Source organism: Spongisporangium articulatum (assembly GCF_044465595.1).
Classification (GTDB): Bacteria; Actinomycetota; Actinomycetes; order Actinomycetales; family Kineosporiaceae; genus Spongisporangium; species Spongisporangium articulatum.
Genome location: NZ_JBITLV010000008.1, coordinates 131,547 through 148,711 on the forward strand (window position 1 = coordinate 131,547; position 17,165 = coordinate 148,711).

The 17,165-nt window shown below is 72.7% G+C and carries 17 protein-coding genes; 6 read left to right on the forward strand and 11 right to left on the reverse strand.

Annotation, left to right across the window (positions count from 1 at the left end; genetic code table 11):
• Positions 1-93 precede the first annotated feature (93 nt).
• The 8 genes from ACIB24_RS21405 to ACIB24_RS21440 form a co-directional block, all read right to left on the reverse strand.
• Positions 94-684 carry a pyridoxamine 5'-phosphate oxidase family protein gene (locus ACIB24_RS21405; RefSeq protein WP_398284236.1) on the reverse strand — a complete coding sequence of 197 codons (591 nt, stop codon included), beginning with the start codon at positions 682-684 and terminating at the stop codon, positions 94-96.
• The gene (locus ACIB24_RS21410) at positions 681-1,460 is read right to left on the reverse strand and encodes a creatininase family protein (RefSeq protein ID WP_398284297.1); all 780 of its coding nucleotides are present in this window, start codon (positions 1,458-1,460) and stop codon (positions 681-683) included. Before ACIB24_RS21410 ends, ACIB24_RS21405 begins: the two co-directional genes overlap by 4 nt.
• Positions 1,460-2,785 (reverse strand): FAD-binding oxidoreductase, encoded by a 1,326-nt coding sequence (locus ACIB24_RS21415; RefSeq protein ID WP_398284237.1) that lies wholly within the window; start codon positions 2,783-2,785, stop codon positions 1,460-1,462. Before ACIB24_RS21415 ends, ACIB24_RS21410 begins: the two co-directional genes overlap by 1 nt.
• A gap of 27 nt (positions 2,786-2,812) precedes the next feature.
• On the reverse strand, positions 2,813-3,553 hold the full coding sequence (locus tag ACIB24_RS21420; protein ID WP_398284238.1) for an SDR family NAD(P)-dependent oxidoreductase: 741 nt from the start codon (positions 3,551-3,553) through the stop codon (positions 2,813-2,815).
• 5 nt (positions 3,554-3,558) lie between these two features.
• Positions 3,559-4,755, reverse strand: a complete 1,197-nt coding sequence (locus tag ACIB24_RS21425) for an ABC transporter substrate-binding protein (protein ID WP_398284239.1) — start codon at positions 4,753-4,755, stop codon at positions 3,559-3,561.
• Positions 4,756-4,790: 35 nt separating this feature from the next.
• On the reverse strand, positions 4,791-5,579 hold the full coding sequence (locus ACIB24_RS21430; RefSeq protein ID WP_398284240.1) for an ABC transporter permease: 789 nt from the start codon (positions 5,577-5,579) through the stop codon (positions 4,791-4,793).
• On the reverse strand, positions 5,579-6,280 hold the full coding sequence (locus ACIB24_RS21435; protein ID WP_398284298.1) for an ABC transporter ATP-binding protein: 702 nt from the start codon (positions 6,278-6,280) through the stop codon (positions 5,579-5,581). The genes ACIB24_RS21430 and ACIB24_RS21435 overlap by 1 nt, the downstream gene beginning before the upstream one ends.
• A gap of 68 nt (positions 6,281-6,348) precedes the next feature.
• Complete coding sequence (locus ACIB24_RS21440) at positions 6,349-7,542, reverse strand: amidohydrolase family protein (protein ID WP_398284241.1); 1,194 nt, start codon at positions 7,540-7,542, stop codon at positions 6,349-6,351.
• Between the two features lie 222 nt (positions 7,543-7,764).
• Between ACIB24_RS21440 and ACIB24_RS21445 the strand changes: the two genes are divergently transcribed.
• Positions 7,765-8,328, forward strand: a complete 564-nt coding sequence (locus ACIB24_RS21445) for a helix-turn-helix domain-containing protein (RefSeq protein WP_398284242.1) — start codon at positions 7,765-7,767, stop codon at positions 8,326-8,328.
• Positions 8,329-8,376: 48 nt separating this feature from the next.
• Here the strand turns inward: ACIB24_RS21445 and ACIB24_RS21450 are convergent, their stop codons facing one another.
• Entirely contained in the window at positions 8,377-9,684 is a 1,308-nt protein-coding gene (locus ACIB24_RS21450; RefSeq protein WP_398284243.1) for an amidohydrolase family protein, read from the reverse strand.
• 43 nt (positions 9,685-9,727) lie between these two features.
• On the opposite strand from ACIB24_RS21450, the gene nucS reads away from it, so the two are divergent.
• Both nucS and ACIB24_RS21460 read left to right on the forward strand, forming a co-directional pair.
• Positions 9,728-10,423, forward strand: a complete 696-nt coding sequence (gene nucS, locus ACIB24_RS21455; protein WP_398284244.1) for an endonuclease NucS — start codon at positions 9,728-9,730, stop codon at positions 10,421-10,423.
• Position 10,424: 1 nt separating this feature from the next.
• Positions 10,425-11,492 (forward strand): quinone-dependent dihydroorotate dehydrogenase, encoded by a 1,068-nt coding sequence (locus ACIB24_RS21460; protein ID WP_398284245.1) that lies wholly within the window; start codon positions 10,425-10,427, stop codon positions 11,490-11,492.
• Here the strand turns inward: ACIB24_RS21460 and ACIB24_RS21465 are convergent.
• Complete coding sequence (locus tag ACIB24_RS21465; protein ID WP_398284246.1) at positions 11,486-13,051, reverse strand: methyl-accepting chemotaxis protein; 1,566 nt, start codon at positions 13,049-13,051, stop codon at positions 11,486-11,488. The two genes, ACIB24_RS21460 and ACIB24_RS21465, sit on opposite strands and share 7 nt — an antisense overlap.
• 164 nt (positions 13,052-13,215) lie before the next feature.
• Here ACIB24_RS21465 and ACIB24_RS21470 point away from each other — a divergent pair, with 164 nt between their 5' ends.
• Together ACIB24_RS21470 and ACIB24_RS21475 are read left to right on the forward strand one after the other, a co-directional pair.
• Positions 13,216-14,169 (forward strand): FAD-dependent oxidoreductase, encoded by a 954-nt coding sequence (locus ACIB24_RS21470; RefSeq protein ID WP_398284247.1) that lies wholly within the window; start codon positions 13,216-13,218, stop codon positions 14,167-14,169.
• Positions 14,170-14,605: 436 nt separating this feature from the next.
• Positions 14,606-15,757, forward strand: a complete 1,152-nt coding sequence (locus ACIB24_RS21475) for a MalY/PatB family protein (protein ID WP_398284248.1) — start codon at positions 14,606-14,608, stop codon at positions 15,755-15,757.
• Here ACIB24_RS21475 and ACIB24_RS21480 read toward each other — a convergent pair.
• Positions 15,747-16,112 (reverse strand): hypothetical protein, encoded by a 366-nt coding sequence (locus tag ACIB24_RS21480; protein WP_398284249.1) that lies wholly within the window; start codon positions 16,110-16,112, stop codon positions 15,747-15,749. The two genes, ACIB24_RS21475 and ACIB24_RS21480, sit on opposite strands and share 11 nt — an antisense overlap.
• Before the next feature lie 153 nt (positions 16,113-16,265).
• Here ACIB24_RS21480 and ACIB24_RS21485 point away from each other — a divergent pair, with 153 nt between their 5' ends.
• Positions 16,266-17,165: an alpha/beta hydrolase gene (locus tag ACIB24_RS21485; RefSeq protein WP_398284250.1), complete on the forward strand. Its 900-nt coding sequence runs from the start codon at positions 16,266-16,268 to the stop codon at positions 17,163-17,165.

A 17,165-nucleotide genomic window follows, 5' to 3' on the forward strand; every position in this document is an offset into this window, starting at 1 on the left:
CTCTTTTGCGCTGATCATGCGCAAACGCATGATGCGTTTGCGCATGATCAACGGAGGGATGCTGCGTTTACGCATGATCAGCGCGGGAGAGGGTCAGCCGGGGAGGTAGGTGAGCTGCCAGCCGTCGGAGGTCGGCCGGAACTCCGTGCGGCGGCTGGCCGTGTCGGGGTTGCCCTGCCAGAACGTCAGCCGGGTCGGTCGAACCAGGTAGCCGACCCAGGTGGGAGGCGGGGTGAACCCTCTCGCGTGCTCGGCCCCGAACGCGGCCCAGCGGGCCAGGCGTTCGTCGAGGGACAGCTGGGCGAACTCGGGCGTGTTCTGCCAGGCCAGTTGCTGCAGGTACGGCGAGCGGGCGGCGTAGGCGCGGCGCTCCTCCGCGGCGGGGGCCGGTTCCGCCACACCCTGGACCACGAGTTGGCGGCCGACCGGATTGCCGCCCGGGTCGTCCAGCAGGAGGGACAGGGCGACCCCGGGATTCGCCTTCAGCTGCGCCACTTTTCGGGACCGGGCGTCGGTGTGGAAATAGAACCCGTCGGGGTCGAACTCGGACAACAGCAGGGTGCGGGCGTCGGGCCGGCCCTCGGCGGTAACGGTGGATACCGTCATCCGGGGACGGTTCTCGTGGGCGTTGGCCGGGAGCCACTCGACGAGCAGGGCCCAGAGGTCGCCGTCCAAACGGGTCATGCCTGATGCCGGAAGGCGGCGATCTCGGTGAGGGCGGCCACGCTGTCGGCCACGCAGCCTTCGAAGAACCGCTTCCCGGCCTCGGCGGTGGCGCCGGTCGGGTCGCCGATGACGCCCGAGGGGCCGAAGTCGTCGCTGGTCCAGCCGAAGCTGACGGGCATCCCGTTGAAGCCGATGTGCTGGAGCCGGGCGATGTGCTCGGGCACGTTGCGCTCCCCCAGCGTGATGTCGACCAGTTCGGGGCGCAGGTGCATCACCAGCGACGTCTCGGCGTACCCCGCGTGGATGCCCTGCCCCAGCTCGTCGGGTTCGCCGTCCTGCCCGGTCCCGGCCCGGATGCGGCCCGCGCCCATGGTGAACGTGGCCAGCCCGAACCGGCGGCGCAGTTCGCGGTTGGCGACGTTGAGCAGGGCGGTGTTGCCGCCGTGCCCGTTGAGGAACACCAGCCGGCGCGCGGGGGTGGCGGCGACCGCGCGACCGAGGTCGACGAGCGTGCTCCAGAGCGTCTCGGCGCTGACCCACATCGTGCCGGCGAACCGCGCGTGCTCGTCGGACTTCGTGTAGGTCAGGGTGGGCAGCAGCCACAGGTCGAGGCCCTGTTCGCGACCCGCGAGAACCGCCGCGTCGGCGACACTCTCGGCGATCAGCGCATCGGTTACGAGGGGCAGGTGCGGGCCGTGCTGCTCGATCGCGCCGGTGGGCAGGACGACGACCGACTCCGCCGTGAGTCGAGCCGCGACGGCGGGGGCGGACAGTTCGACGAGCCGGTGCGTGATCACTTCTGCACGTCCTGGTGACCGGTCTGCACGTCGACCCTCTCCTGCAGCTTGCCCGGGTTGAGCAGGCCCTGCGGATCCGTGGTGGCGGCCAGGGCCGCCGTCCGGGCCGGTTCGTAGTCGACGTACCACTGGTGGCAGTTGTGAAACCCCACGCCGAGCGCCGTGAGCCGGTCGAACCCGGCGAAAACCTCGGCGGCGCTGCGGTACTCGCCGGCCAGCATACCGATCGGCCGGCCCTTCTGCGCCTCGATGTGGAGCATCCCGCCCGGGTAGACCGCCTGCACCTCGTCGATCCGGTCGACGAGCGCGTCGCCGGAGACCTCGACGTGGAAGTACGTGTCGGGGTAGGCGTGCTGCAGGTACTCGATCGGGTGGTTGTACGAGGTGCGGCTGACCTGCAGCGAGGCCCGGGCCCCCTCGCGCACCACCTCGACGCGGCCACCGGCTCCCTCGACGAGTGCGGTGGCGGCCGGGATCGAGGCGACGTCGAGGATGGCCCGCAGACTGGAGCGCCCGGCGGGGATGCCCTCGTCCTCGGGCAGCGCCCCGGCCAGCACCGGGCCGTCGGCCGAGACCAGCCGCGGGGTGGGCTCGATGTCGGCGAACGGCCGGATCACGGACAGCGCCTGCTCGAACTGCTCGAAGCTGGCGTAGAACGCGCGCCACTCCTGCAGCGGCTCCAAGGCGACCTTGGCCCGGGCGATGATGCCCGCCGTCCCGTAGTTGTGGATGTACGGCTCCGCGGCCGCGCCCTCGACGTGCACCAGCGCGGCCTCGCCTCCTGCGTGCACGACGTCCAGCTCGAGCGCGAAGCCGTGGTGCAGCATGCCGTGCTTGATGGACCCGGTGCCGCCGGAGCCGCCGGACAGGAAGCCGCCGATCGAGGAGGCCGTCGTCGACGGGTACATCAGCACCTGCTGGCCCGCGGCGTTGGCGGCCTTCTCGATGGCCGCCATCGGGACGCCGGCCTCGACGAGCGCGTAGCCGTCACCGATCTCGACGATCGCGCGGGCCCGGCTGGTGTCGAGCACCAGGCCGCCGCGCATGGGGATGGCCTGCCCGTAGTTGCCGGTCCCCTTGCCGCGCGGGGTGACCGGGACGCCCCGGCGGACCGCGGCCGCGACGACGTCCGCGATCTGCTGCGCGCTGCCCGGCCAGGCGACCAGCTCGGCGCGGCCGAGGGGCAACTGCTCGGCCAGCACCGGGGACAGGCGGGCGCCGTCCACCGAGGCCCGCTCGAGGACGGCGGGCTCCCGGCTGACCCCGCCGTCGCCGAGCAGGGCCCGCAGCTCGGCCTCGAGGCCGTCGATGTCGTAAGTCACTGTCGCTCCTAGGTTTTCAGCGGGCCGTCAGTGCATGACCATGCCGCCGGTGATGTTGATCGCCTGGCCGGTGAGGTACGCCCCGTCCGGCGAGGCGAGGAAGGCCGCCACGCCGGCGACGTCCTCCGGGGTGCCGGTCCGCCCGAGCGGCGACCAGCTGCTCCAGCGCCGGACGTCCTCCTCCGTCCGGGTGGCCGCCCCCATCTCGGTCAGGATGTAGCCGGGACACAGGGCGTTGACCCGGACGCCGTGCTCACCCCATTCCAGCGCGGCGGCCCGGGTGAGGGCCACGACGGCCGCCTTCGACGCGGCGTAGTGCCCCTCGCGGGCGCCGCCCTTCTTGGCCGCCATGCTCGCGATCGTGATGATGCTGCCGCCGGCGCCCGCCGCGATCATGCTGCGGGCCGCGACCTGCATGCTGACCAGCACCGCGCGGGCGTTGACGGCCAGCATCTCGTCCCACGCCTCGGGCGTGATGTCGAGAAGGGGTACGAGCCGGAAGATCCCGGCGCTGGCGACCAGGACGTCGACCCCGCCCAGGCCCTCGATCGCGGCCTCGGTCGCTTCCCGGGCCGCGACCGGATCGGCGAGGTCGACGGCGTGGAACCTCCCGCCGAGGCCGCTCGCGCACTGCGAGCCGGCCTCGGCGAGACGGTCCAGGACCGCGACCTGAGCGCCTTCGGCGGCGAACCGGGCGGCGATGCAGGCGCCGATACCTCGGGCACCGCCTGTCACCACGACCCGGCTGCCGTCGAAACGCCTCTCCATCCGGGCTACTTCAGGCCGATGGAGGTGTCGAGGAACTCGTTGGTGCTGATGTCCAACGGCTTCAGACCGGCCTTCGGCGCCGAGTTGCTCTTCGTGTAGATGGGCGTGTCGATGTCGATGATCTTCTGCACCCGGGCCTCGTCCATGTCACCGATGGTGCTGTTGGCGCCGTTGCTGACCAGGCCGATGGACTTCATGGTGGCCACCGAGTAGTCGGCGACCCCCTGGCTGTAGACCCAGCCGTTGTTGAACTTGGTGACCAGCTCGAGGATGAGCTTGTTGGTGGCCGCCGGGTTCGCGAAGTAGTCGACCTCGGCCTGCTGCAGGACGGGGACGAGCTTCTTCAGGCAGGGCGTGAGCTCGGCCAGTTCGCCGCTGCGCACCGACACCGCCGAGGCGTAGATCGGGTAGCCCATGTCGTGGGTGAGCTGGTACTTGACCGGCTTGCCCCAGGCCGCGACCTCCTTCTCGTAGATGTACGGCTCGGCGCTGGCGAAGCCCTGCTGAGCGTCCTTGCCCTTGGCGGCGACGAACTTGGCGGGTGTGCCGTCGTAGGTGCCGTCGATGACGCTGGCCGGCAGGATGCCGGAGCCCTTCAGGTACTCCATGTACGCGGCGCCGCCGAAGTAGCGCACGACCCCCTTGTTGGCCACGAGGGCCTGGCCCAGCGACTTGATGTCGGTGACGTTCGGGTAGGTCGCCGGGTCCCACATGATCATCTGCGGGCCCTTCTCCAGCGGTGCGAAGACGGCCTTGGTCGGGTTCTTCGCCGACAGCTGGACGGCCTCGTCGGTGGACACGTAGCCCAGGGTGATCTTCTTGTCCTGGTACATCTGGCTGGTGACCGTGGCGAAGCCGATCGCCGGCCCGCCGGAACGGATCTCGACGTTCACGCCGGTCGGTGCGCCCTTGTACATGAGGGGGCCCGACACCGACTTCTTGTCGGCGTCGACCGTGTAGTCGGTGCCGAGCATCTGGTACAGGTGGCCGTGCTCGCCCTCGGGGTTCCAGTCGGTCTGGATGGTCACGGTCGCGGGGCAGCCGGCCGCCTTCAGGTCGACCGCCGGGGCGGCGGCCGAGGTGCTGGCGGTGCCCCCGCCCGACGACCCTCCCCCACAGGCGGACAGGGCCAGCCCGGCCACCACGGTCAGGGCGACGGCCAGGCGGGAACGCTTGACGGGTAGCGAGATTCGGGCGGACATTCGGTACTCCTTTGCGGACGGATGGAGCAGGGAACTCAGGTGAAGTCGGACCAGCGGCCGACCAGCAGGCGGCCGAGCAGGCCGAAGAGCAGGAAGACGACGACGCCCAGCAGCGAGGCCGTGATGATCGCAGCGAAGGTGCCCGGGCCGTTGAGCCGCGCGTTGGAGACCTGGATCAGCACGCCGAGGCCCGGCGTCCCGCGCTGGAAGAACTGGTCGCCGACGATGGCGCCGATGACCGCGAGCCCGGCCGCCGTGCGCAGGCCGACGAACATGGCCGGAAGCGCCGCCGGGAGGCGGAGTTTGACCAGCGTGGTGAGCCGACCGGCGCCCTGGAGCTTGAACAGTTCGTGCTGCGCCCGGTCGGCGGACTGCAGCCCGAACAGGGTGTTCGAGACCAGCGGGAAGAGCGCGATCATCACGGTGACGACGACCCGGGAGGTGAGCTCGTACCCCGCGATCGTGCCGATCAGCGGGACGATCGCCAGGATCGGGATGGTCTGCAGGATGACCGCGTACGGGTAGAGCGACTGCTCGATCCACTTGGCCTGCGACATCAGCACGGCCCAGGTCATGCCGATCAGCACCGCGATGGCCAGGCCGATGAACGTCACCTTGGTCGTCTCCCACAGCTCGTGCACCAGCTGCGAGCGGAAGACCGGGTCGGCGAACGCGGTGTGCGCCACCTGCTGCGGGTAGGGGACGACGAAGCTGAGTTCCTTGACCTTGTCGTAGTAGAGCGCGGCCAGGTACCAGAACCCGATCACGAGGCCGAACACGATCGTGGGCTGCCACCAGGGCCGGCCGAAGAGCTTGCGCACCATCAGCTGTGCCCCTCCCTCAGGGCGTGCGAGATCTCGCCGGCCAGCTCGGCGAACTCGGGGGTGAACCGGATGTCCGGGTCGCGGGGCATCGCGAACGGCACGTCGAAGGTGCCGACGATCCTCCCGGGCCGACCCGACATCACGAGGACCTTGGTGGACAGGTAGACCGCCTCCAGCACCGAGTGGGTGATGAACAGCCCCGCGAACGACGTCGAGACGAACAGCCGCAGCAGCTCGTCGTTCAGCCGCTCCCGGGTGATCTCGTCGAGAGCGCCGAACGGCTCGTCGAAGAGGAACAGCTGCGGGTCGAGCGTGAGGGAGCGGGCCAGCGACGCCCGCATGCGCATCCCGCCGGACAGCTGGCGCGGCAGGTGCTTCTCGAACCCGGTCAGGCCGACGAGTTCGATGGCCTCGGCGACCTTGGCGGACCGTTCGGCCTTGGGCACCTTGTGCAGCTCGGCGAGCAGTTCGACGTTGCGCTGCACGCTGCGCCAGGGCAGCAGCGTGGCGTCCTGGAAGACGTAGCCGATCCGGTCGGCGTTGACCACCGTCGTCCCGGCCGTGGCCTTCTCCAGACCGGAGGCGATCCGCAGCAGGGTCGACTTGCCGCAGCCGGACGGGCCGACCACGGAGACGAACTCGCCGCGCGAGACGGTCAGGTCGACGCCGGTCAGCGCCTCGGTGCCGTCGGGGAACCGCATCCCGACGGCACCGAAGTCCAGGAGTCTGGTCGGGGTCTCGAGGGCGGTCTCGACTGCGGTCTCGGCGGTCACGCCGAACTCCTTCCAGGGGTTCCGGCCCCGGTGGGGACGGCCACCTCGTGGGTCGCCGTGCTGCGGGCGACCAGGCGGCCGCGATGGACGACGAACCGGTTCGCGGGCGCGTTGGCCACGACGTCGCCGAGGTCGGCGCCCGCCACGACCAGGAAGTCGGCCCGCGCCCCGACCACGGCCCCGGCCGCGGGCAGGCCGAGCACGGAACGCCCGGTGGCCGACACCGCCTCGTAGGCCTCGTCGAGGGTGAGGTGCCCGGCCGTGACCAGCAGGGACGCGGTCTCCAGGGCGTCGCTGCGACCCACCGGGTTGAACGGGTCGCGCACGTTGTCGGCGCCCGCCGCGACCCGCACCCCGGCGTCCAGGAAGGCCCGCAGGGCGGTCAGCCCGCGTGGCGTCGAGGCCGGGTCCGCCCAGCCCTGCAGGTAGAGGTTGGTGATCGGCAGCGAGATGATGCCGACGTCGGCCGCCCGCACCGCCTCGACCGTCTCGGCCAGGGCCGGGCCGGTGAGCGTGCCCTGCCGGACGCAGTGCCCGGCGGAGCGGATGCGCCCGGCGGGCCAGCCGACGACGGAACGCGCGTAGTGCCCGAGAGTCGGCTCGCAGGTGAGGCTCTCGTCGGTGTGCAGGTCGGTGCCGACGCCGCGGGCCTCGGCGATGCGCAGCAGCCGGTCGACCTCGGCCAGCGGTTCCGGGGCCAGGTGGGCGGCCCCGCCGACCAGGTCGACGCCCAGGTCGAGTGCCTCGTGCACGACCGCGTCGGGGGTGTCGGGGGCGGCCAGGGCGACGAGCTGGAGGTCCATCAGCCCGGCCAGCTCCTCGCGCAGGGCGACCAGGGCCCGGACGCCGCGCATGGGCTCGGGCCCGGACAGCATGTCGACGTGGCTGCGCACGGCCGTGGTGCCGTTGCGCAGCAGGAGCAGGGCCGCCCGGCGGGCCCGCTCGAGGATGCTCTCGGTGGTCATCACGCCGCTGTACTCGCGCCAGGCGTGGATGGCCGACTCCAGGTCCCCCATCGGCGGCCGGATCAGATCCCACGACAGGGCCTTGTCGAGGTGGGCGTGCGGTTCGGCGGGGGCGGTGAGCAGGACGTGCCCGGTCAGGTCGAGCTCGTCGGGCTCGCCGGTGGCCGGGTAGGTGCCGGCGGTCTCGACCGCGGCCACCTGGTCACCCGACAGGGCGACGTCCACGCACCGGCCATCAGCCAGCGTCGCCCGCAGGAGACGCGAAAGCTGTTGCGGCAGAGGGGACATCGAACTCCTCGGGGTTACCCGGTGATCAGGGCTCCGCTATGCTCGGCCGCGAAATGTTCCATGGGTGAACATCAGGGAATGTAAGCAGCATGTGTTTCAGCGGTGTCACGACGACGTGCTGCGCTGTTGCATCACACGCCCGCCGGCACGGGAGGCCCGATGAGCGACGAGCTGGTGCGCAGCCTGGGCGCCCGCGTACGCGCCCTGCGCCGGGCCCGCGGTCTGACCCTGACCACGCTGGCCGCGGAAGCCGGTCTGTCCCATCCGTTCCTGAGCAAGCTGGAACGCGGGCTGGCCGCCCCGAGCATGGCCTCGCTGGGTCAGATCGCGCAGGCCCTGGGCACCAGCCAGGTCGAGCTGCTGGCCGGCACGGAGGGCGAGCGGGAGCATCCGGCGACCGAACTGGTCCGCGCGGACGAGGGGCCGAGGGGCCCGTACGGCTTCGGCGAGGCCCGCCTGCTGGCCGGGCGCGGGCGCCGGTTCCAACCCATGGAGTACCGCGGCGCCAACCGCGACCCGGGGGACTTCTACACCCACGCGGAGGACGAGTTCCTGCTCTGCACCGCGGGTTCCGCGCTCGTCGACCTGGGTGACCACGGCCGGCACCGCCTCGGCCCGGGCGACTCGCTCTACCTGAGCGGCGGCGTCCCGCACCGCTGGTGCACCGCCCGCCCCGACCGCCCGTACCGGTTGATGATCGTCAAGGAGCAGCGCACCCCCTGACTCGCCATGAGCACGGTGTCACACAGCAACCACCAGGCGGGCACGGTGTCACACCGTGCTCGTGAGACGGGCGTTCAGGGCCGCGACCAATTCGGCCTCCTCGGCGGTCACGAGCCGGTAGTCCCGGACGACGACCCGGCCACCGACCACGACGTGGCGGGGACGCCGTCCGGGCGAAGCCCACAGCAGCCCGGCGACCGGGTCCGCCACGCCGGCGTCGAAGACCCCCGACACGTCCCACACGCACAGGTCACCGGCGGCCCCCGGGCGCAGGTGACCCAACTCGGGACGCCCCAGCCCGGCCGCCGAACCCGACGTCGCCATCGCCAGCACGTCCCGCGCGTCCAGCTGGGGGCCGACCAGCGCCGAGACCTGCAGGGCCAGGCGAGCATCCGCCAACAGGTGCCCGGCGTCGTTGCTGCCGCCCCCGCTCGTGCCGAGCCCGACCGTCACGCCCGCCGCGCGCAGCGCCGCCACCGGGGCCACGCCCCAACCCATGGGGACGTCGCACCCCGGCGCATGCGTGGCCGTCACCCCCGCTGCGGCCAGGTCCGCGATCTCGCTCGGCGTCACGTCGCACAGGTGGGCGAGGGTGACGTCGGGCGCCAGCCAGCCCCATTCGGCGAGCAGCTCCAGCGGGCGACGGCCGTACTCCCGCGCGGCCACCTCGACGTCGACCTGCTCGTTGGCCTGGGTCCGGCGGCGCAGCCCGTAGCGGGCGGCCAGTTCGGCCAGCGCGTCGAAGGTCTCGCGGGCGTCGCTGTGCACGCCGGCCGGCCCGACCGCGACCTGCAGCAGACCGTCGTCCGACACGCCGCCGACGATCCCGGGCAGCAACGCCGAGACCACGGCGGAGGCGCAGGTGGCGACCTCGGCCGCCGGGTTGCGCGCCGAGCCGTGCACGAAGACCAGTCGGGCCCCGAGGGCGCGCGCGGCGCCGGCGGTGGCGACCGCCATCCCGGCCGCCAGCTCGGCGGAGCAACCGGCGGGCCAGGTCAGGTGGTGGTCGGCGACCGTCGTCACCCCGCTCAGCAACGCCTCGGCGAGACCGACCCCCGCCGCGGCCCCCGTCAGCGACGGGTCGAGGTCGGCGGCGGTGTAGGCGGCCGCCATGGTCGGCAGCCACTGGGCCATCGGCACGCCCCGGGTGCCGGGCAACGTGCGGAAGGCCGACTGCAGGAGGTGGTGGTGGGCGTTGACCAGGCCCGGCGTGACGACGCACCCCGACGCGTCGAGCGACTCACCCCCGGGGGCGACGGCGTCGACGACCCGGCCGGCGTCGTCCACCAGCACGTCGCCCGTCCGCTGCGTGGACCGGTCGACGAGGACCCGGGTGGCCCCGGTGACGGTGAGCATGGCGGCTGTGTACCAGACGGGCCGACGCGTAAGGTTGCGGATCGTGCGTCTCGTCATTGCTCGCTGCTCCGTGGACTACGCGGGCCGGCTCACCGCCCACCTGCCCCTCGCGACCCGGCTGCTGCTGGTCAAGGCCGACGGGAGCGTGCTGGTGCACTCCGACGGCGGCTCGTACAAGCCGCTGAACTGGATGAGCCCGCCCGCGAAGCTGACCGTGGGACAGCCCGACGACGCCGCGGCGGAGCAGGGCGTGATCGAGGTCTGGACCGTCCAGTCGGCCAAGACCGACGACCGGTTGATCATCAACCTGCGGGAGGTGCTGCACGACAGCAGCCACGACCTCGGCGTCGACCCCGGGCTGGTCAAGGACGGCGTCGAGGCGCACCTGCAGAAGCTGCTGGCCGAGCAGGTCGAACGCCTCGGCGACGGCTGGTCGCTCGTGCGGCGCGAGTACATGACGGCGATCGGCCCGGTCGACCTGCTGGTCAAGGACGCGACCGGCGGTTCGGTCGCGGTGGAGATCAAGCGACGCGGTGAGATCGACGGGGTCGAGCAGCTGACCCGCTACCTCGAGCTGATGAACCGCGACCCGCTGCTGGCCCCGGTGGCGGGCATCTTCGCGGCCCAGGAGATCAAGCCGCAGGCCCGGGTACTCGCCGAGGACCGCGGGATCCGTTGTGTGACGCTCGATTACGACGACATGCGCGGGATCGACGACTCCGAGCACCGGCTGTTCTGACGTGTTCTACGCCTTCCTCTACCGATACCTCTTCGCCCGCCTCGACGCCGAACTCGCGCATCGCATCGGGTTCGGGCTGATCCGGCTGGCAGGGGTGCTGCCGGGCGTGACCTGGCTCCTGGCGCGGCTTCTCGCACCCCGGGACGACGTGCTCAAGGTGCGCGCGCTCGGCCTCGAGTTCCCGGGGCCGCTCGGCCTGGCGGCCGGGTTCGACAAGGACGCCGCCGCGCCCGACGCGCTGGCCGCGCTCGGTTTCGGGTCGGTCGAGGTGGGCACGCTGACCGCCCTCCCCCAGCCCGGCAACCCCCGCCCGCGGCTGTTCCGGCTGACCGCCGACCGGGCGCTGATCAACCGGATGGGGTTCAACAACCACGGGTCGGCGGCGGCCGCCCAGCGCCTGCGCAGCCGGGTGCGCAGGCCGGGCGGGCCGGTGGTCGGGGTGAACATCGGGAAGTCGAAGGTGGTCGAGGAGGCCGACGCCGCGGGCGATTACGCGACGTCGGCCCGCCGGCTGGCCGCGAGCGCCGACTACCTCGTGGTGAACGTCAGCTCACCGAACACGCCCGGGCTGCGCAACCTGCAGGCGGTCGACTCGCTGCGGCCGCTGCTGGTCGCGGTGCGCGCGGCGCTCGACGAGGCCGAGCCGGGCCGGCGGGTGCCGCTCCTGGTGAAGATCGCCCCGGACCTGGCCGACGACGACGTCGACGCCGTCGCCGACCTCGCCCTCGAGCTGGGGCTGGACGGGATCATCGCGACCAACACGACGATCGGGCGGGCCGGCCTGCGGACCCCGGCGGACGTCGTGGCGGCCCTCGGAGCCGGCGGCCTGTCCGGCGCGCCGCTGCGGGCCCGCTCGCTCGAGGTCCTGCGCCGGTTGAAGGCGCGGGTCGGCGACCGGCTGGTCCTGGTCGCCGCGGGCGGCGTGGAGAGCGCGGACGACGTGTGGGAGCGACTCGAGGCCGGGGCGACGCTGGTGCAGGCGTACACCGCGTTCATCTACCGCGGCCCGTTCTGGGCCGCCCGCGTGCACCGCGACCTGGCGAAACGCCTACGCGCGGAACGTCAGTAGCGGAACTGGCCGATCAGCTCGGTCACCTTCGTCGTCACGCCGTTGAGGTCACCGACGGCCCGGCTGGTCGCGCCGGCCCCGTCCGCGGTGGACGTAGTGGCCGAGGCGATCCCGTCGATGCTGTCGGCGATCTTCGTGGCGTTCTCCGACAGGTGGTTGATCATCCGGCTGATCTCGGCCGTGGTGGCCGCCTGCTGCTCGACCGCTGCCGCGATGGTGGCCTGGTTCTCGTTGATCCGGCCGATCACGGTGCCGATCCCGGAGATCGTCTCCGACGCCTCGCCGGTGATCTCCTGGATGGCGGCGATCTTGCCGGTGACGTCCTCGGTCGCCCGGGCCGTCTCCAGGGCCAGGTCCTTCACCTCGCTGGCCACGACCGCGAAGCCCTTGCCGGCCTCCCCGGCCCGGGCCGCCTCGATGGTGGCGTTGAGCGCGAGCAGGTTGGTCTGCTGGGCGATCCCGCTGATCGCGGAGACGATCTCGCCGATCTCCTCGCTGGCCGCAAGCAGCCGCTGCACGGCCACGGCGCTCACCTCGGCCGTGCGGATGGCCTCGGCGACGATGTCGGCGGCCTCCGACGCCCGGGCCGCGATCTCGCGGATCGAGCTGTCCATCTGCTCGGTCGCCGCGGACATCGCCGTCGCCGAACCGGACACCTCGCGGGCCGCGCCGGAGACCGACTCGGCCTGCTCGGCGGAGGCCTCCGCGGTGCGGCCGAGGGCGCCCGACACCGACGACATCTCGCCGGTCGCGCCGGCCAGCGAGGTGAGGCCCTCGCCTGTGGCCCGGATCGTGGTGCGGATCGCGACCAGGGCCTGGTCGAGGGCCTTGGCCATGTCGCCGAACTCGTCGTCGCGCAGCGCCGGCACCTCGACGCCGAGGTCCTTGCCGGCCACCCGGGCCAGGACGGCGGACAGCCGCCGCAGCGGGTTACGCACGGCCAGCACGACCAGCACCGCCAGGACCAGGAAGAGCAGGGTGACGACGATGCCGATGACCAGGGACAGCCGGCCCGACTCGCGGGAGGCGGACTGGGTCGCCGCGCCCTGGTCGGCGACCGCCTTCAGCATCGCGTCGTCGATCGCGCCGAGCTTCTCCTCCAGCTCCCCGAACACCGTCAGGAACGCCGGCAACCGGCGTTGCGCGGCAGCGTGGTCAGTGGCGGCCAGGGCGACGAGCGCCGTGGCCAGCTCGCCGTACTCGGCGACCTCGGGCCGCACGGAGGCGTAGTCGTCCTTCAGGGAGAGGGGGGCGGCGGCCGCCGCGTCGTCGAGCGCGGCCAGCATCTCCTGCGCGTGCTCGGAGGTCCCGTCGACCTCGTAGGCCTTGCGTTGCGCGGGCGTGGTCGCGTAGAGCGCGGACATCACGTCGGCGCGGATGCCGTCGTGCAGCATGTCGGCGTTCCACTGCCGGCTCAGGCCGTCACTCAGCGCCCGCATGTCGCTGACGGAGTCGGAGGCCCGGCCGGCCGCGACGACGCCGACCCCGATGACGGCGCCGAGGCCCAGGAGACCGACGACGGCGAGGGCCGTGATCCGGCCCGTGATGGTGACGCGCATGCTGCCCTGCCTCTGCGTGAAGCACCCCCGTGGCTGGAGGTCGAGGACGTCGTATCGGCGCGACCGGAGCCGATCTTGACCTCGGCCGCGCATTCCGGCTGGTCAACGGGTGGTAGAGGCCACGAACACTGGTCCTGGGCCGCCCGGCTTGGGACGATCGGGACATGACGAGGGTGACCGTGGTCGGCGCGGGCGTGATCGGGCTGACGAGCGCGATCCGGCTGGCCGAGGCCGGCTACGAGGTCGACGTGCTGGCCCGCGAACTGCCCCTGGAGACCGTCTCGGCCGTGGCGGGCGGGCTCTGGATGCCGTACCTGGCCGAACCGGTCGAATCCGTCGCCCGCTGGGCGCGGGCCACGCTGGACGTGTACCTGGAGCAGGCCGAGACGTGCGGGGACGACTGCGGGGTGACGCTGCGGACGGGGCACATCCTGGTGCGCGACCAGCCGGCGTGGTCGCTGGGCCTCGGGCTGGAGGACCGGCTCGGCCTGGTGGCGACCAGTTTCCCGACCGCCCAGCACGAGCACGGCTGGCAGCTGCGGGCCCCCCTGGTCGACATGAGCCGCTACCTGCCGTACCTGGTCTCCCGCCTGGCCGCGGCCGACGGCACGCTGACCCGGATGGCGCTGCCGGCGCTGCCCACCCGCGGCCTGGTCGTGAACTGCACCGGGATGGCGGCCCGGGCCCTGGCCTCGGACCCGACCATGCGGCCCGTGCGCGGTCAGGTGCTGAAGCTGACCAACCCCGGCCTGGACAGCTGGTGGACCGACGAGACCGGGGACGAACCGACGTACGTCTTCGCGCATCCGGGGCATGTCGTGGTCGGCGGCAGCGCGCAGCCGGACGACTGGTCCCCCGACGTCGACCACGCGCTGGCCGAGCGGATCCTGGCCCGCGCCGTCCACCTGGTCCCGCAGCTGGCCTCGGCCACGGTGATCGCCCACCGGGTCGGGCTGCGACCGGTCCGCCCCACCGTGCGGGTCGAGGCGGTGCCCGGGCCGGAGGGGCTGGTGGTGCACAACTACGGCCACGGCGGCAGCGGCGTGACGCTGGCCTGGGGGTGCGCGGACGACGTCCTCGAGCTGGTCTCGCAGGCCACCGCCGCCCGGGGGGCCTGAGCGCGCGTAAGGGTCCGGCAAGTGACCGTTATGCCTTTGTAACGGCATTGCCGCACACAGTGATCACGGCCTACCGTCACTGGTGGTCGCACGGTGAGCGCCAGTCGCCAGCACAGCTCGGGGGTGCTCTCGCCGGGGCGCACCGGTGTCACGGGGAGAGCGGACACTCCCCCAGGGCTCCGGGCCCGGCGGATCCTCCCGAGCCACTCGATCATTGACGACGGGCGCACGCGATGCGTGACCGGTGAGGACCTGCCCGCCTCCGCAGGCACCGCCCGGCCACGTCCCGGTTCCAGGCCGGAGTCGCGGCCGGGTGACGCGGCGGGAAAGTGCGAGCCCGCCGCGTCACCCACCCCGGCAAGATCACTCCAGCGGCCGGATTTCACCGAGTTCGGCTCGACCGAACCCGGCAGCGTCCGTGATCTAGCCTGACGTCGTGAGCCGTCCGGACTTCGACCTGACCGACGACGAGCTGCGGGCCGCCGGATCGATCAAGTGGGCGCGGCCCGCGCCCGGCGTGCTGCCGGCGTGGGTGGCCGAGATGGACGTCGCCCCGTGCCCGGCGGTGCAGGCCGCGGTGCGCTCGGCCGTCGACGCCGGGCGGTTCGGCTACCCGGTGACCGACGCCGAGTCGCCGCTGCCGGACGCGACGGCCGCGTTCCTGGGCGAACGGTTCGGTTGGGACGTCGACCCGGTCTCCGTGGTGACCACGGGCGACGTGATGGCCGGCGTCACGCTGGTCCTGGAGCGCCTGTGCGAACCGGCGCCGGTCGTCGTCCCGCTGCCCGCCTACCCGCCGTTCCTGGCCGCCGTGCCCTTGGCCGGGCGTACGGTGGCCCCGGTGCCGATGCTCGTCCAGGACGGCCGGTGGGAGCTCGACCTGGCCGGGATCGACGCGGCCCTCGCCGACGGCGCCCGCACAGTGCTGCTGGCCAACCCGCACAACCCGACCGGGCGGGCGTTCACGCCCGCGGAGCTCGAGGGGCTGCGCGACGTCGTCCACCGGCACGGCGCGCGCGTCATCAGCGACGAGATCCACGCCCCCCTGGTGCTGCCCGGCGCCCGGCACACGCCGTACGCGAGCCTGCCCGGGGCGGCCGCGCATACTGTCACCGCGACAGCGGCGTCGAAGGCGTTCAACTTCCCGGGCCTGAAGTGCGCGCAGCTCGTCGTCGGCTCGGGGCACGACCTGGCCACGCTGCGCTCGCTGCACCACGTCTCCAACCACGGGGTCTCGTCGCTGGGGATCACCGCGACCGTGGCCGCGTACTCCGTCGGCGGGCCGTGGCTCGACGGCCTGCTGTCCGAGATCGCCGACCGTCGAACGCTCTTCACCGAACGCCTGGCCGACCGCCTGCCGCGGCTGCGGTACTCCCCCGGCGAGGCGACGTACCTGGCGTGGGTCGACGCGCGCGGCACCGGGCTCGACTCCCCGGCCGCGGCAGCCCTGGAGCGGGCGGCCGTGATGCTCAATCCCGGACGCGATTTCGGCGCCGGCTACGAAGGTTTCGTACGGGTCAACCTGGCCACGTCGCGCGAACGGCTCGAGCGCGTCGTCGAGCGGATGGCCCTCGCCTTCAGCGAGTGAGGGCGACGACCGAGGCGGCCACCACCGCGCCGGCCGCGAGCACGTAGAGCGCGGTCACGAGCCGGACCGCCTGCGCGCGGCGGGCTTCCGGCCACCCGGACCGTCCCGTCCACCAGGCCACGGCGGGCAGCACGAGGATGCCGTGCATGGTCGCAAAGTGTGCCCACTTCAAGGGAGTGGCCGCGGTGTAGGCGGCCTGCTGCGACTGGGTCCGCGCAGCCACCGTGCCGATCGCGATCATGGCCGCCCCGATCGCCAGAGTGCCCAGGAAGGTGAGGATTCCGGCCCGGACGGCGAACAGCTCGCTCGGCGCGACGGCCGGGTTCGGGCGCAGTGCCGAGGCGGCCAGGAGCATTGACGTGACGATGATCAGCGCTCCGCCGAACGCCGCCGTGTAGGCGAAGGCGGCGTCGAGCGGGGTGCTCGTGCGAGCTGCTGCAGAAGGTGGCCGACGAGCAGGGCCTGACTCCCGGCGTCCACCCCGGGTTCCGACACTAGGGTGTCCGGCATGTCCGAACCCCGGCGACGCAGCGAGGTCACGTTCACCTCGGACGGCGAGCGGATCGCGGCCTACCTCTACCGCCCGGACGGCGACGCGCCTGGCCCGCGGCCGTGTGTCGTGATGGCGCACGGGTTCTCGGGCACCCGGGACGACGCCCTGCCGCCGTTCGCGGAACGCTTCGCCGCCGCCGGGCTCGTCGTGCTGCTCTTCGACTACCGGCACTTCGGGGCCAGCGGCGGGCGGCCGCGGCAGCTGATCGAGGTCGGCAGGCAGCAGGCCGACTACCGGGCCGCGATCGCCTACGCCCGCGGGCTCGAGGGCGTGGACCCGGAGCGGATCGCCCTGTGGGGCACCTCGTTCAGCGGCGGGCACGTGATGGCCGTGGCCGCGAAGGACCCGCGGATCGCGGCCGTCGTGTCGCAGGTGCCGTTCGTCGACGGTCTGGCCGCGGCCCGGGCGGTGCCGATCGGCAACGTCGTGAAGCTCGGGCTGGCCGGGGCGCGTGACCAGGTGGGCGCGCTGTTCGGGCGCAAGCCGCATTCCGTCGCGGTGGTCGGGCAACCCGGTCAGGTCGCCGCCATGACCGCCCGGGAGGCCGTGCCGGGGATGGTCAAGATGGTCACGCCGTCCACCCGGTGGCGCAACGACCTGCCCGCCCGGTTGATGCTGACGCTGCCGTTGTACCGGCCCGTGCGGCTGGCCCGGAAGCTGCGCATGCCGTGGCTGGTGATCGTCGCCGACCACGACCAGACCACGCCGCCCGGCCCGGCGGTGCGGGCCGCGCAGCGGGCCCCGCGGGGTGAGCTGATCCGCCTGCCCATCGGCCATTTCGAGGCGTACGTGGGCGAGGACTTCGAGCGGGTCGTCACCGCCGAGACGGAGTTCTACACCCGCACGCTGGGCTAG

Bases quoted from the DNA above. Each gene is read 5' to 3' on its own strand.
- ACIB24_RS21405 (WP_398284236.1), bottom strand. From the start codon at position 684: ATGACCCGTTTGGACGGCGACCTCTGGGCCCTGCTCGTCGAGTGGCTC.
- ACIB24_RS21420 (WP_398284238.1), bottom strand. From the start codon at position 3,553: ATGGAGAGGCGTTTCGACGGCAGCCGGGTCGTGGTGACAGGCGGTGCC.
- ACIB24_RS21425 (WP_398284239.1), bottom strand. From the start codon at position 4,755: ATGTCCGCCCGAATCTCGCTACCCGTCAAGCGTTCCCGCCTGGCCGTC.
- ACIB24_RS21430 (WP_398284240.1), bottom strand. From the start codon at position 5,579: ATGGTGCGCAAGCTCTTCGGCCGGCCCTGGTGGCAGCCCACGATCGTG.
- ACIB24_RS21435 (WP_398284298.1), bottom strand. From the start codon at position 6,280: ATGCGGTTCCCCGACGGCACCGAGGCGCTGACCGGCGTCGACCTGACC.
- ACIB24_RS21445 (WP_398284242.1), top strand. From the start codon at position 7,765: ATGAGCGACGAGCTGGTGCGCAGCCTGGGCGCCCGCGTACGCGCCCTG.
- ACIB24_RS21450 (WP_398284243.1), bottom strand. From the start codon at position 9,684: ATGCTCACCGTCACCGGGGCCACCCGGGTCCTCGTCGACCGGTCCACG.
- ACIB24_RS21465 (WP_398284246.1), bottom strand. From the start codon at position 13,051: ATGCGCGTCACCATCACGGGCCGGATCACGGCCCTCGCCGTCGTCGGT.
- ACIB24_RS21470 (WP_398284247.1), top strand. From the start codon at position 13,216: ATGACGAGGGTGACCGTGGTCGGCGCGGGCGTGATCGGGCTGACGAGC.
- ACIB24_RS21480 (WP_398284249.1), bottom strand. From the start codon at position 16,112: ATGCTCCTGGCCGCCTCGGCACTGCGCCCGAACCCGGCCGTCGCGCCG.
- ACIB24_RS21485 (WP_398284250.1), top strand. From the start codon at position 16,266: ATGTCCGAACCCCGGCGACGCAGCGAGGTCACGTTCACCTCGGACGGC.